The sequence below is a fragment of the Vibrio sp. 10N.286.51.B11 genome, assembly GCF_041469245.1.
Lineage (GTDB): Bacteria > Pseudomonadota > Gammaproteobacteria > Enterobacterales > Vibrionaceae > Vibrio > Vibrio crassostreae_C.
In genome coordinates this window covers 297,900-310,718 of record NZ_JBFRKI010000007.1, presented here as the reverse complement: position 1 = coordinate 310,718, position 12,819 = coordinate 297,900, and the positions used below count along the sequence as shown (strand labels likewise).

Genomic DNA, 12,819 nt, shown 5'->3' with positions numbered 1-12,819 from the left:
CAAAAACAGGTATGATAGTGCCGTTTTTAATCCTGAACTGGGAAAGTCATGGCAAAGTTAACACTCCAAGAGCAGATGCTTAAAGCTGGCTTGGTAAATGAGAAAAAATTAAAGAAGGCGAAGAAAGGCTCTAAAAAGTCTCGCGTTCAGTCTCGTGAAGCAAAAGCGGCAGCTGAAGAAACTAAACTGGCGCAGCAAGCGAAAGACAAAGAGCTAAACCAACAGTTGAAAGAACAACAGTTGAGCAAAGAAATTAAAGCTCAAGTGAAGCAACTGATTGAGATGAACAAGATCGAACAGAAGAACGGTGAGATCAAATACAACTTCACCGACGGTACGCTAGTTAAATATCTTTACGTAGAAGAGCTGACTCAAAAGCAACTAAGTAAAGGCATTCTAAGTATTGCTCGTCAAGGCGAGAGCTATGTTGTTATTCCAACAGCAGTAGCGAACAAGATTGCTATGCGCGACGAAGAATCTATCGTTGATACGCAGGCAGGTAGCACAGACGAAGTAGACGAAGATGACCCGTACAAAGACTTCGTGATCCCAGATGATCTAATGTGGTAATCCGTTTTACCTAGCTCCATTTTAATGGTTAGCTAAGTTTACAGGATCTAAGAATGCAGCGAACAATCACTCGATTGGCGCTGCATTTTTTTTGGCGCGAAATGACTTCAACAAATCTTGAATAACGCTTAGTGTTCTGACATGCCGTAAACAAGGCTATCATTGGCACTTGCATGATCGATAAAATCGGTATTAGCGCGCTGTTCGTGTTGGTCATAGCCATCGAAGTAACAGTCGCCAATTTCATTGCGCGGGCAAACGTGAATGTGGTCTTTGATGACCAGTTCGGTAGAGCAGCATGGGCAGTGTTTTACATGTCCAGTGAGTACCGTAGATCGATTTGGTTTCATACATCCTCCTGATAGGCACTGTAATCTGATTGCCTATTTGCACCCTAAGTTACGCAAATTAGTGTGTCGTTATGATTTCATTTTTAAGTCAATGAAAAACGATTCAGAAAGTGAATACTTAGCGGCTAATACAGATGTATGACTGAGAGAATGTAAGACGAATCAAGCCCAGAGCAGACGCAATGGGCTTGGAATAACAGCTGAAACTTTCTATGGGCTTATGGCTGCATTGGGGTAAGCGTTAGCTGAGCGCTGTTATAACCCAGTTGCGCTAGGGCTGCAGGGTCGAAGTCAGTCAGAACCTTGATGTCACCAGCGTAGTAGGGTGTGTAATCGCCTGAAGGTGTCATGGCGTTAAATGAATCAATAGAGTGCTCGGTACCAATATCGATCATTCCAGAATATTGTGACTCCGCACTAAACTGGCCTGAAACATAGGTGTAGAAAGGACGGACACTGGCACCTGCGGCGTACTGCATGCTACTTAAACCATTGGTGTTGATTGCCCAGCTCCAATCCCACCATTTCATCTCTCCAGGAATATAACGGTGATCCCATTGGTAGCGGATATTGGCTTGATCTTCGCTGGTGGTTCCCATGGTAAAGGTGTGAGAGACCGTCGGGCGGTTTGTTGGGTGTGAGCTTAGCGCATTGCCGCTATAACGAAGGAAACCTGTGAAGTTCACGTCGTAACTCATGCTGGTTTTGATACGGTATGGGTAAGTGATGGTAGAGCGTAAGAACTCTACTTGAAAAGGAAGTACTGAGTGAGCAGGCACGGTGATGATGGCTTCCAGTTCTGTTGGTTCAAAACGAGCACCATTGTTGGTATCGGAGAAACGTTGGCCATCTTCTAGCGCTACTCTTACTTCTGTCTTTCCAACTTGTGGCCAATGAAAGGTTTCATCAATGACGACTGAATCAGCAAGGTCGAAGCGTTGGGTTTTACTCCATTGTGTGGATTGCTCAAAATGAAGGTCAACGACGATTTGTTTAGACTGATCGTCGTCATTGATTGCATAAGCCGAGACGGTTTCAATCAGTTCTTGGTCGGTCTCTGTCATAGAACCGTGTAAAAACGATGTGTTATCGAGCGTGTAAGCGAAGTTATCAACAGTGATGCTTGTCTTCTCATCACAGCGATCACCGGCACAGCTTCCATCGTTATTGCCTTTAATCTCCCAACCATTGTTAAGCGGTTTTATTGCCATGTCTTGGCCGACGTAACGCGCGCTATCGCCTCCAACCCAAGCGTAACCGAGGTTATGGGCCAAGTAACTCAGTGGCCTGATAAAGTTCGTGTTGTCGCTGACTAAGGCGCGTTGAATATCAAGGTTATTGTTCGTTTCGATAGCTTGCGCTTCGTAGTAAGGCAGGCCTGCGTCTGGGGTGTTAGGGTAACACCAGGTATTGTCGCTTGGTTGTCCTTGTTTGATGAGCCCGTGGTAGCCAGACCCCATGATCACCCAGTCATTTTTAAGGCCAGCAATGTCCCACACATTCATGCGAGATAGTAGGGCGGTTTTGTGTTCTTGAGCTTCTGTATTACTGAGCGGACGATAATCGGAACGGCAGATATCTTCACCGAGGTTATCCAATACGATTTGGTCTGAATATATCTTGGCATGAGTGGCAAAAGAGATGAAACAGAGGGCAGAGCTAAATAGAACGGTTTTACTGACGTTAAGCATGAATAAGTTCCTAAATGCCATTATTTGGCTATTTTTATTAGAATCGAGTTATTAGATTTTATTGATATTATTTAAAGCCGAGGGGCTCTAGCGGGGTGTACTTTGTCATATAAAACAATGCCAAAAATACTGAAATGAATTGAAAATAAATACTTATAGATATCAGGAGGTTGTACTGATCAACTTGTTGTTTGATAAAGACTTATCTTGATGACTTCAATTAGTTTCAACAATCCAATCTATGGGTGATTAATTGTTGAACGTTTCTGTTTTTGAAGCCTCGTTATTTGGTATGTTGGCTTGGAAAATTTAGGCCAGCAAGATGGATTAGATAGGTTTATTGTTTAAAGGAGGGGGAAGTACTGAGTAAGCCAAATAAGGAGGGATGTTGTGATAAGCAAGATCGAAAAATGCAGCCAACAACCGTTCGATTGCTGCTGCATTTTTTATTGTTCGAGTTAACTTAATTGGAAGAGATTAAGCATCACCTGGTTTTTCGCGTTTGCTGTTCCAACCCATAAAGTTGTAAATGTTGTAACGAGCAAAGCCAATCTGTTCATGCAAAGCAAAATCTGTGACCGCAAAGTTGTACCACAATGGCAACCATGAAATTTGAGCAGCCATATAGTCGGCTCTCACTGGAATAACATTCAAGCCGAAGTGGTTGAAGTAGAGCTCGCTACGACGAATATGTAGGCCAGATGAAACCAACACAATGTTGTCGAATTTATGATGCTTCATTAGGTCACTAGTGAGCTGAGCGTTCTTCCAAGTGTTGACGCTATTTGGCTCTTGAATGATGTCACCCATCGGAACGCCAAGTCTCAGCAATTGTTGCTGATAAACTTCTGCTTCGGCAACACCGTTATTTTGTGCATCGCCACCACTGATGATCACTTTGCATGTGGTTTGGGTTTTGGCGCAATCTTTATATTGGCTGGCGGTTTCACTGATTCGGCCAAAAGAGAAAAAGGCTGGCTCGAACTCTTGCGTGCTTTTAATTAACTGCGTTCCCGCACCCAGAAGAACAATGGCGTTATTGTCAGACCATTGGATATCAGGCTTATTTTCGTAATCGGCTTGCAGATCGTTCAGTAAATAACGAGGAATTAAACCTGAACCAATCAGCACAAATGACGATATAAGAACAAGAGATAAAAACAGAGAGGTTTTTCGCCACTGAAGTAAACGTGTAAAGCCTACGAATAGCAGAAGAAGTAATAATATAATAAAGCTCATGAGGATCCTGTTATCGAACTGGTGCCAAGATGATGTGACATACTGAAGCGGTGCATCATATATCAGTTATGTTAATCATTCATAGATAACTCATTGTATTATTGAACAAATGCACAATTTCTTTCTATCAAGAACAATCATCGATGAGAGCATTCGAAAAATCGCTTTATTATTGTTCGATAATGCCATTCTAAATATAGGTATATAAATCAAGAGGGTTATTTAAACCTTATTTCGTGTTATTTGATTTATCTGTTCATCGGTTTCCGTTTCTTCAACTCGTTAACTCAGCTTTCATATTCTTAAACTACCAAATCTTCAAGCTCTTAAATGATCAAGCTCTCAAGTTTTCGAAGTAATGCTGAACAAATTTAACGAACACTTGGTGTTTCTTTGCCGGATAAATAACTTGCGGATAGAACAGATAAATACTGTTGCCTTGTTGCAGACATTCATCAGGCAGCACTCGCTCTAACTCTCCAAGCTCGATCTCTTTCGCAACGTAGTAACTTGCAATACGGATGATGCCACTGCCTGCCATGGCTTGTTGCTTAAGCAGGTGGTTGTCATTACTTGAAAGCCAGCCGGACACATCAATATTTACCGATTTTAAAGGCCACTCGGTTTGGTGCAGCGTTGCTAAGCATTGATGATCACTTAAGTCACTCACATTGGTAGGGCGACCAAATTGGTTAAGATAACCGGGAGTCGCGACTAAATCATGTTGATAGCTAATCAAGTGTTTCGCCACCATGTTGTCAGGTGGCGTATTGGTGGCACGAAACGCGATATCGATATCATCTTGATTGAGATTAAAGTTGGTGTAGCTACTGTTTATCTCGAAACGAATCTCAGGGTATTGCTGCCTAAACTGTTGGCAGATATCGAATAGATATACCTCAGTAAACATCTTTGGCGCAGTGAGGCGTAATAGGCCTTTGACGATGTCGTGTTGCTCAGAAACACTGCGTTCAAGCTGTAAGACTTGCGAGCGAATCGTTAAGCCTTGTTGTAACGCGCGTTCGCCTTCTTGGGTTAAACGAACACTGCGAGTGGTTCTGACCAAAAGCGGGCACTGTAAATCGTTCTCTAAACGTTTGATCTGTTCAGAAAGGTAGCTCTTAGAGATACCGAGCTTTTCGGCTGCCTTGGTAAAGTTGAGTTGCTGAGCAAGTTCTACAAACAGGATCAGTCGTTCTATTCTTTTGTGTTCGTTCATTCGCGCGTTCCTACCAATCTATTGTTCGTCATATCAAACAATCATTTCGTAACTAGCATATTCTGTTTTTTAAAAAGAACAATATGATAGAGGCATATTTCTGGTCAGCAAATCTTCTAAGCGAGAATCGATATGACGAACAGCACTGAATCTACAAACAAAACGAATGACAAAAAACGTATCCCATTATCAAATTATCTACCGAATGTTGGGCAAATTGCCTATGGCTGCATGGGGTTAGGTGGTGGCTGGAATGATAATCCAGTGACGAGTGCGGATGTTGCTCAAACACGAAGCGTAATCGGCACCGCACTAGAATCGGGCATTAACTTATTCGACCATGCGGATATCTATACCTTCAGCAAAGCTGAGCAAGCCTTTGGTCAAGCATTACAACAAGCGCCTGATCTGCGTGAACAGATGTTCATTCAATCTAAGTGTGGGATTCGTTTTGAAGGCGAGGGCAATGTTGGTCGTTATGATTTCTCGGCTGATTGGGTAGGCCAATCGGTAGACGGTATTCTCAATCGATTGAATACTGAAAAGCTTGATGTGCTGTTATTGCACCGCCCTGATCCTTTGATGGAACTCGATGAGCTAGCAAGAACGTTAGAGAACTTAAAAGCGCAAGGTAAGGTCGATTATTTTGGTGTGTCGAACATGAACAGCCATCAAATTCAGTACCTGCAATCTGCGCTTGGGCAACCCATCGTCGCGAATCAAGTTGAGATGAGCTTAGCCAAATTGGATTGGTTGAATGATGGGGTGATGATTAACTCGCAAGGGCACCATCAATCAGACTTCGCCGCAGGCACTCTTGAACATTGCCAATTGAATAACATCCAACTGCAAGCTTGGGGCTGTTTGGCACAAGGCCGATTTGCTGAGCAAGGTTTGTATTCAGAACATGAAAACGTGAAAAAGACAGCGCACTACGTGGCTCAGTTAGCGAACCAATATGGCGTAGAAAGTGAAGCGATTGTGTTGGCATTTTTGCTTCGTCACCCTGCTCGTATCCAACCTGTAATTGGCACCACAAATCTAGAGCGAATCAAAGCTTCGGCAGTCGCGACTCAGATAAACCTGTCTCGTGAAGAGTGGTACAACCTATACGTGTACTCACGTGGTCAAGCACTGCCATAAGGAATGAATATGTTGAATCAAAAGATCGCGCAACAACTGGTGTCTAACGCTCTAGACATTGCTGAGCGTAATCAACAAGCAATCGCGGTGAGCGTGTGTGATACGCACGGTGAGTTACTGGCGTTTATTCGCATGGATAATGTGAGTGTTCAAGCCGGATTGTTAGCACAGAACAAAGCTTATACATCTGCAAGAGATAGACAGCCAAGCGGTAACTTAGGTGCTTGGGCGAGAGAAACTGGTAAAGACTTAAGTTACTGGACTGACCCAAAGATCACTGGCTTTAAAGGCGGTGTTCCCATTGAATTAAATGGGCAGGTGATTGGCGCTATTGGTGTCAGCGGATTAAGTGAAGACGACGATGAAGCACTTGCCGAAAAAGTCATTCAACTTGTGTTCTAAGCTGTTGCTCGTGAAGTAATGGAAGTTAGAAGTAACAGATAATAAAAAACCGATGCATGTGCATCGGTTTTTTTGTTTAACGAGACTCAAGTGCTTGAATCAATCGAACCCATTAAGCGTTCGCTTGTTCCAGATCTTGTTGCTTGTCTTTCTTGCCTAATAGGCGGCTTGTGATCGTACCGGCTGTCATAGCACCAGATACGTTAAGCGCCGTACGTGCCATATCGATAAGTGGCTCGATAGAGATAAGCAGTGCTGCAATCGTTACAGGAAGGCCCATAGCAGGAAGTACGATAAGCGCCGCGAACGTTGCACCGCCACCTACGCCAGCAATACCGAATGAGCTCACTGTGATAATAGCAATCAGAGACAGAATGAAGTTGATGTCCATTGGGTCGATGCCAACTGTAGGCGCAACCATGACTGCTAGCATTGCAGGGTAGATACCCGCACAACCGTTTTGACCAATCGTCGCACCGAAAGAGGCAGACAGGTTAGCAATCGCTGGTGGCACGTTTAGCTTAGTGATTTGAGCTTCAACGTTCAGTGGAATTGTTGCTGCAGAACTACGAGACGTGAAAGCGAACGTCAGTACAGGCCAGATCTTTTGGAAGTACTCTTTCGGGTTTACACCAACAAAAGAAACCAACACACCGTGTACGACGAACATCAGTAGAATCGCAACGTAAGATGCAACGATGAAACCCAGTAGGCTGAGGATGTCAGAAGCACTTGATGTTGCAACTACCTTCGCCATTAACGCTGCGATGCCGTATGGCGTTAGTGCCATGATCATCTTAACTAAGCGCATAACGATAGATTGTGACGCTTCAACGAAAGTACGGATTGGAGATTCTAGTTCTTCTTTCTCTGCCATCACTTTACGAGCAGCGATGCCCGTTAGCACACCAAAGATAACAACCGCGATGATAGACGTAGAGCGAGCCCCCGTTAGGTCTGCAAATGGGTTAGTCGGAATAAAGCTGATCAGCATTTGTGGAATTGTTAGGTCTGAAACGCTACCGATGCGGCTTTCAAGTGTTGCGATACGTGCTGTTTCGCGAGCGCCTTCTGTTAAACCTTCAGCAGACAGGCCGAATGCTTGCGTTACAACAATACCAACAATCGCAGAAATCGCGGTTGTTGCTAACAGTACAGAAATGGTGATACCAGAAATCTTGCCCAGTGAGCCGCCTTTTTCAAGCTTCACTACTGCTGCAATCATTGAAACCAATACTAATGGCATGATCACCATTTTCAGTAGGCCAACATAACCACGGCCAACAATATTTACCCAGTCTAGTGTTTCGTTGATGACCGGATTGCCTTCACCAAATAACAGCTGTAGACCAAGACCAAATGCGCTACCAAATACTAAACCGAGTAAAACGAGGCGAGAAAGTGTGTTTTCTTTTTTCTGCTGTCCGTAGAGAAAAAAGAGGATACCAGTGAATACCGCTAAGGCAGCGATAGCTGAAAATGACATTTGTTTTCCTTATGAATCTCTTTAAATCGATAGGGCGCTTAGATATATGGGCGCAAATACTGTTAGCTACAGTAGCGACCTGTAACAAAACGTAAAATAAGGAAAAGTAATTTATTAGAACGATTAGTAATACCCACTCAATAGGATGGGTGGATATTCAACATTGTGATGAATAGGTGAGCTTTTTAGCGATATTTTGCCAATAAATTGAGCATGTCACTTGACGAGTAAATTTCGATATTTTGGAAATTATTTTCGAATAACCGGAACAACATTGCTTTGGCTACGTCTTCCGACTGAATAGGGCGTAGGTTTTTGAACTTACCAAGCATAAATGGAGACAGCAGAGGAAAGACACTTTGCAGGAGTTTTTCATCAGCTCTAGGTTCATCACGCTCACCCACCAGAGGCCCAGGGCGTGCGATGAAAAGCTGCTTGAAGCCAATACGTTTTAAGTTTTGCTCCATTTGCCCTTTGCAACGAAGGTAGTGTGAATAAGAATCTGGCGAAGCGCCATAGCTCGGAACGACGGCAACGCGTTGTACCCCAAGAAACTTCATCGACTGTGCAACTTGGCTAACCAATTCAACATCGACTTTGCGAAGTGCTTCTTTTGATCCTGCCTTTTTCTTAGTCGTACCTAAGCAGATAACGCCAAGTTTAGGCGTCGCATTCGTATCATCCCAACTGGTAACTTGCAGGTCGCTGTGAATGAGTGTGTGGAGCTTGTTGGAATCAAACTGTGAATCTAACGCTCGGCGAGATAGGGCATAGATATGATCAACGGCGGGTTCATCGATGAGCAACTTCATCACATGATGACCAATTAACCCGGTTGCACCAGCCACCACGACCGATGTTTTGTCTCCAGAAATGCTCATTTTAATCCCTTCTTCACTCCACAAGTGCTTGTTTAATATAAACAGTGTTTGAATTTTAAGCGAATAAAAGTTTGTTAAACGAGTGGTCAGTAGTATGTGGGGAGTCGCCTGTTTATGGAAAAAGAGATGATTTAGTTTGGCTCGACGCATAAGTACGGTCTGAAGCATAAGTACGATATGAAACATAATGGCGGTGGGAAAGATAAATGCGGTTTGAAACTTAAGTTAGGCGTTAAACATAACAAAGCCCGCTGGGCGACGGGCTTTGTTACTTTTCTTGCTTCTTACTAGGTAAAGGACAGTGGGATTTTCCTTACCTTTTTGCTAGCTTTCTTACTTGATTTATTTGGTTTTCTTTTACTTGAATTTGGAATCATAACACCTCCTAAATCGTTGTTCTGTTTTGTCTTTCTTCGTGTAGCGTCAGTGTTGTGGGCATTCACTGTATGGGTACTTATCAATAGAGAGATTAATAAGTAATTTAGATAAGGCATAAACGATGCCAAAATGTAAGTTATTGATAAATCTATTATCAGTATTATTTGTGTTTTAGGGTTCGTCAATTTGACTGTCAATCTGAGAAAAAACCAGTGTGATCTGTTTAAATTAAGAACACTCTCTGCGGTTTCTGCCACATAGCCATAGATACAGCCTTGCTTAACACGTAAACTGAGTCGTAATTCACATAGACCAAGGACGTGCTATGAACCTCAAGCTTGATACTCTTGCTCCCACTCAGATTTATCACCTGATGACACAAACCGTTGTTCCTCGCCCGATTGCGTGGGCATTGACGGAATCTTCTGACCAAGAGTACAACCTCGCGCCTTTCTCTTATTTCACGCCTGTTTCTAGTAATCCGCCGTTACTGATGTTATCGGTTGGGAAGAAGCCGTCCGGCGAAATCAAAGATACCACTCGTAATGCCCTAGAAACGGGTAAGCTAGTGATTCACATTGCTTCTTCAAGTTCTGCCGAAACCATGACGGCGACAGCAGCTACCCTTGAACATGGTGATTCGGAAGTCACCGCGAATAACATTGATCTGGTTGAATTTGAAGGCTTCTCTTTACCGAGATTGAAAGAGTGCGCGGTCGCTTTTGGATGCACCTTGTACGAAGTAAAAGAGGTTGGAGAAGTGCCACAAAGCCTTATCTTTGCTCAAGTCGAAACCGTGTACATTTCCGAAGACGTGATCGACAAAGAGAGTGAGCGTCTTAAGATCGACGCGTTAGCACTTGATCCTTTATCTCGATTGGGTGGCGGTGAATACGCCACGCTTTCCAATGTGTTTTCTGTCGCACGCCCTAAGTAGCAATACCTAAGTAGCAGCCCTATATCAACGTACCCAGAATAAGCGTTTTTAAAAACTATGTTAGATACCCAATACTCGCAGTACATCCAACACCGAATTGACCAAAAAACCAAGCCACTCGGTGCCCTTGGTTTACTCGAAAAAGTCGCACATCAACTGGCATTGATTCAGAGCCAAGGCAAAGAAGCGGCGGTTGAACACATCGAATTGAATAAGCCAAGTATCATCATTTTTGCTGGCGACCATGGCATTGCTGACGAAGGCGTGAGTATTGCCCCAAGTGCCGTCACACAACAGATGGTGTTGAACTTCTTAAGTGGTGGCGCGGCGATCAATTGTTTCTGTGCGGTGAATAATATCGATATCACGGTAGTCGACACGGGGATATTGTTGCCTGTTGAATCAGACAGTGACATGTTGATCTCTCAGCGCTTGGGTACACGAACCAATAACTTTGCCAACGAAGCTGCAATGAGTTTAGAAACAGTCGAACGTGGGATTGAACTAGGTTCAGAGCTTGTATCTAGAACTATTTCGAATGGCACCAATATCATCATGTTTGGTGAGATGGGCATCGGCAATACCAGTAGCGCGTCAGCGATTTTAAGTGCGGTAGCAAACCGAACTGCTGCAGAGTGTGTAGGCTTAGGCACTGGTATCAACAACGAACAGTTATCACGAAAAGTCGAGGTGGTTGAGCAAGGTGTTGCACGCTGCACAGGACTCGATCCTAAATCGATTTTAGCTCAAGTCGGTGGTTACGAAATAGTGCAAATGGTCGGTGCTTTCCTTGGCGCTTATCAAAACAGAACTCCTGTACTGGTCGATGGTTTTATCGTGTCAGTCGCTGCGTATGTTGCGACCTTAATTGAACCGAATTGCCGTGACTACATGATCTTCGCGCATCGCTCAGAAGAGTCAGGACACAAAATTCTATTAGAACTTCTAGACGCTGAGCCGTTGCTTGATCTTGGCTTGAGACTAGGCGAGGGCACGGGCGCTGCACTAGCCATGCCAATCATCCGAGCGGCCGCTGAGTTCTATAACAACATGGCGAGCTTCGAGAGCGCCGGAGTCACAGTTTAATGAGTGATACGCCGAACAGATCTTTGAAAGATCGCGCTGCTTATCAGTGGGAGCTGTTTTCGTTGGCTATGGGCTTCTTTTCTCGTTTGCCAATGCCAAAGAATACGCCCTATTCAGAAGAGCGTATGAACCGTTCTGGTCGTTACTTCTCAACAGTCGGCTTGTTGCTTGGCGCCTTGTGCGGCGGTTTGTTCCTGTTGCTTGATACTGTGTTACCAAGCTCGATTGCCATCTTTTTGATGATGAGTTTTAGTTTGATGCTGACCGGTGCTTTCCATGAAGACGGCTTAACTGACATGGCGGATGGTATTGGTGGCGGCATGACCCTAGAACGCCGTTTGACCATCATGAAAGACAGTCGAATCGGTACTTATGGTGCGTCTGCTCTGATTATGGCTTTGCTTGGCAAGTGGGTGCTGTTGAATGAACTCATAAGCATGACGGGACTGTTTATGGTAATCGTGACCAGTTATACCTTTAGCCGCGCGATTGCTGCATCGCTAATTTACGACATGCCTTATGTCAGTGATTTAGATACCAGTAAAAGTAAACCATTGGCCAACAAGCAAACCAAAGGCGAACTTGTCTTCTTGTTGCTGGTAGGCGTGCTGCCTAGCCTGTGGTTTGGTCTTGAATTCGCTTTGGTTTTATCTGTCGTCGCCTATCTGTTCAGAACAGGTTTTAAAACGTGGTTAACGGCTCGAATTGGCGGCTTTACTGGGGACTGCTTGGGTGCGGCTCAACAGTTAATGGAGTTGCTGACTTACCTTGTATTCATTACTGCATTTTACAATGGCTTTCTATAACGGCTTCCTATGACCAACACGAATGAAACTATTCAAGCTAATCAAATTAATCAAACAAGTCAGCGAAACAGCCATTTGGTATTGGGCGGGGCTCGTTCTGGTAAGTCTAGTTTTGCAGAGCAACAAGCATTATGTGCGCTTGAAGCATGTTCAAATGGACGCCTCAATTATATTGCGACAGCGACATATCTTGATGATGAAATGCGAGAACGAATCGCGCACCATCAACAACGTCGTGGCGAGCAGTGGATTGAGCATGAAGTACCCGTCGAATTAGCCGAAAAACTGCAGTCTTTTGAGAAAGAAGATGTGGTATTGATTGATTGCCTAACCTTGTGGTTGAACAACATCATCTTTGAACTGGGTGATGACGCAACTAATGAACAGGTTGAAGCCGTGGTTGAAGTATTGGTCAAAAGCGTCGAGCAAAGTCCGGCGCAAATTATCATGGTCTCTAACGAAGTCGGTTTAGGTGTGGTGCCGCTGGGTAAAGTGTCTCGCTTGTTTGTGGACAATGCAGGACGAATGAACCAAGCGCTAGCTCGCGTCGTTGAGCGCGTCACGCTGGTTGCTGCCGGATTGCCGCTGCACTTAAAACCATCTAATCACTTGCTTGATATTCAAGGCTAGG

General features: G+C 44.2%; 13 protein-coding genes. 7 read left to right on the top strand and 6 right to left on the bottom strand.

The genetic code is table 11. The features are described from left to right. The first annotated feature begins 48 nt into the window (after window positions 1-48). Complete coding sequence (locus AB4154_RS04030; RefSeq protein WP_010441213.1) at window positions 49-570, top strand: DUF2058 domain-containing protein; 522 nt, start codon at window positions 49-51, stop codon at window positions 568-570. Between the two features lie 128 nt (window positions 571-698). Here AB4154_RS04030 and AB4154_RS04025 read toward each other — a convergent pair whose 3' ends face one another. From AB4154_RS04025 to AB4154_RS04010, 4 genes are all read right to left on the bottom strand, one after another. Further along, window positions 699-920, bottom strand: coding sequence for a hypothetical protein (locus tag AB4154_RS04025; RefSeq protein ID WP_017059142.1), 222 nt, complete (start codon window positions 918-920; stop codon window positions 699-701). Window positions 921-1,138: 218 nt separating this feature from the next. Next, entirely contained in the window at window positions 1,139-2,611 is a 1,473-nt protein-coding gene (locus tag AB4154_RS04020) for an aerolysin family beta-barrel pore-forming toxin (protein WP_017070919.1), read from the bottom strand. A gap of 477 nt (window positions 2,612-3,088) precedes the next feature. Next, window positions 3,089-3,850, bottom strand: a complete 762-nt coding sequence (locus AB4154_RS04015) for a YdcF family protein (protein WP_017065514.1) — start codon at window positions 3,848-3,850, stop codon at window positions 3,089-3,091. 334 nt (window positions 3,851-4,184) lie between these two features. After that, window positions 4,185-5,069: a LysR family transcriptional regulator gene (locus tag AB4154_RS04010; protein WP_136974859.1), complete on the bottom strand. Its 885-nt coding sequence runs from the start codon at window positions 5,067-5,069 to the stop codon at window positions 4,185-4,187. 132 nt (window positions 5,070-5,201) lie between these two features. On the opposite strand from AB4154_RS04010, the gene AB4154_RS04005 reads away from it, so the two are divergent. Continuing rightward, window positions 5,202-6,212, top strand: a complete 1,011-nt coding sequence (locus AB4154_RS04005; RefSeq protein ID WP_017059146.1) for an aldo/keto reductase family oxidoreductase — start codon at window positions 5,202-5,204, stop codon at window positions 6,210-6,212. Window positions 6,213-6,221: 9 nt separating this feature from the next. Then, on the top strand, window positions 6,222-6,614 hold the full coding sequence (locus tag AB4154_RS04000) for a heme-binding protein (protein ID WP_017066157.1): 393 nt from the start codon (window positions 6,222-6,224) through the stop codon (window positions 6,612-6,614). A gap of 112 nt (window positions 6,615-6,726) precedes the next feature. Here AB4154_RS04000 and AB4154_RS03995 read toward each other — a convergent pair whose 3' ends face one another. Both AB4154_RS03995 and AB4154_RS03990 read right to left on the bottom strand, forming a co-directional pair. Further along, a complete protein-coding gene (locus AB4154_RS03995) occupies window positions 6,727-8,100 on the bottom strand; it encodes an L-cystine transporter (protein ID WP_017059148.1) in 1,374 nt (457 codons plus the stop codon). A 185-nt stretch (window positions 8,101-8,285) separates the two neighbouring features. Continuing rightward, window positions 8,286-8,981, bottom strand: coding sequence for an NAD-dependent epimerase/dehydratase family protein (locus AB4154_RS03990; protein WP_372122274.1), 696 nt, complete (start codon window positions 8,979-8,981; stop codon window positions 8,286-8,288). A gap of 703 nt (window positions 8,982-9,684) precedes the next feature. On the opposite strand from AB4154_RS03990, the gene AB4154_RS03985 reads away from it, so the two are divergent. From AB4154_RS03985 to cobU, 4 genes are read left to right on the top strand one after another with little or no spacing between them, the layout of a single operon-like run. Beyond that, complete coding sequence (locus AB4154_RS03985; protein ID WP_017099714.1) at window positions 9,685-10,296, top strand: flavin reductase family protein; 612 nt, start codon at window positions 9,685-9,687, stop codon at window positions 10,294-10,296. A 57-nt stretch (window positions 10,297-10,353) separates the two neighbouring features. Beyond that, on the top strand, window positions 10,354-11,382 hold the full coding sequence (gene cobT, locus AB4154_RS03980; protein WP_372122272.1) for a nicotinate-nucleotide--dimethylbenzimidazole phosphoribosyltransferase: 1,029 nt from the start codon (window positions 10,354-10,356) through the stop codon (window positions 11,380-11,382). Continuing rightward, window positions 11,382-12,188 carry an adenosylcobinamide-GDP ribazoletransferase gene (locus AB4154_RS03975; protein ID WP_372122270.1) on the top strand — a complete coding sequence of 269 codons (807 nt, stop codon included), beginning with the start codon at window positions 11,382-11,384 and terminating at the stop codon, window positions 12,186-12,188. The genes cobT and AB4154_RS03975 overlap by 1 nt, the downstream gene beginning before the upstream one ends. Before the next feature lie 9 nt (window positions 12,189-12,197). After that, a complete protein-coding gene (cobU, locus tag AB4154_RS03970; protein WP_372122268.1) occupies window positions 12,198-12,818 on the top strand; it encodes a bifunctional adenosylcobinamide kinase/adenosylcobinamide-phosphate guanylyltransferase in 621 nt (206 codons plus the stop codon). Window position 12,819: the final 1 nt, after the last annotated feature.

Bases quoted from the DNA above. Each gene is read 5' to 3' on its own strand.
- AB4154_RS04030 (WP_010441213.1), top strand. From the start codon at position 49: ATGGCAAAGTTAACACTCCAAGAGCAGATGCTTAAAGCTGGCTTGGTA.
- AB4154_RS04025 (WP_017059142.1), bottom strand. From the start codon at position 920: ATGAAACCAAATCGATCTACGGTACTCACTGGACATGTAAAACACTGC.
- AB4154_RS04020 (WP_017070919.1), bottom strand. From the start codon at position 2,611: ATGCTTAACGTCAGTAAAACCGTTCTATTTAGCTCTGCCCTCTGTTTC.
- AB4154_RS04015 (WP_017065514.1), bottom strand. From the start codon at position 3,850: ATGAGCTTTATTATATTATTACTTCTTCTGCTATTCGTAGGCTTTACA.
- AB4154_RS04010 (WP_136974859.1), bottom strand. From the start codon at position 5,069: ATGAACGAACACAAAAGAATAGAACGACTGATCCTGTTTGTAGAACTT.
- AB4154_RS04005 (WP_017059146.1), top strand. From the start codon at position 5,202: ATGACGAACAGCACTGAATCTACAAACAAAACGAATGACAAAAAACGT.
- AB4154_RS04000 (WP_017066157.1), top strand. From the start codon at position 6,222: ATGTTGAATCAAAAGATCGCGCAACAACTGGTGTCTAACGCTCTAGAC.
- AB4154_RS03995 (WP_017059148.1), bottom strand. From the start codon at position 8,100: ATGTCATTTTCAGCTATCGCTGCCTTAGCGGTATTCACTGGTATCCTC.
- AB4154_RS03990 (WP_372122274.1), bottom strand. From the start codon at position 8,981: ATGAGCATTTCTGGAGACAAAACATCGGTCGTGGTGGCTGGTGCAACC.
- AB4154_RS03985 (WP_017099714.1), top strand. From the start codon at position 9,685: ATGAACCTCAAGCTTGATACTCTTGCTCCCACTCAGATTTATCACCTG.
- cobT (WP_372122272.1), top strand. From the start codon at position 10,354: ATGTTAGATACCCAATACTCGCAGTACATCCAACACCGAATTGACCAA.
- AB4154_RS03975 (WP_372122270.1), top strand. From the start codon at position 11,382: ATGAGTGATACGCCGAACAGATCTTTGAAAGATCGCGCTGCTTATCAG.
- cobU (WP_372122268.1), top strand. From the start codon at position 12,198: ATGACCAACACGAATGAAACTATTCAAGCTAATCAAATTAATCAAACA.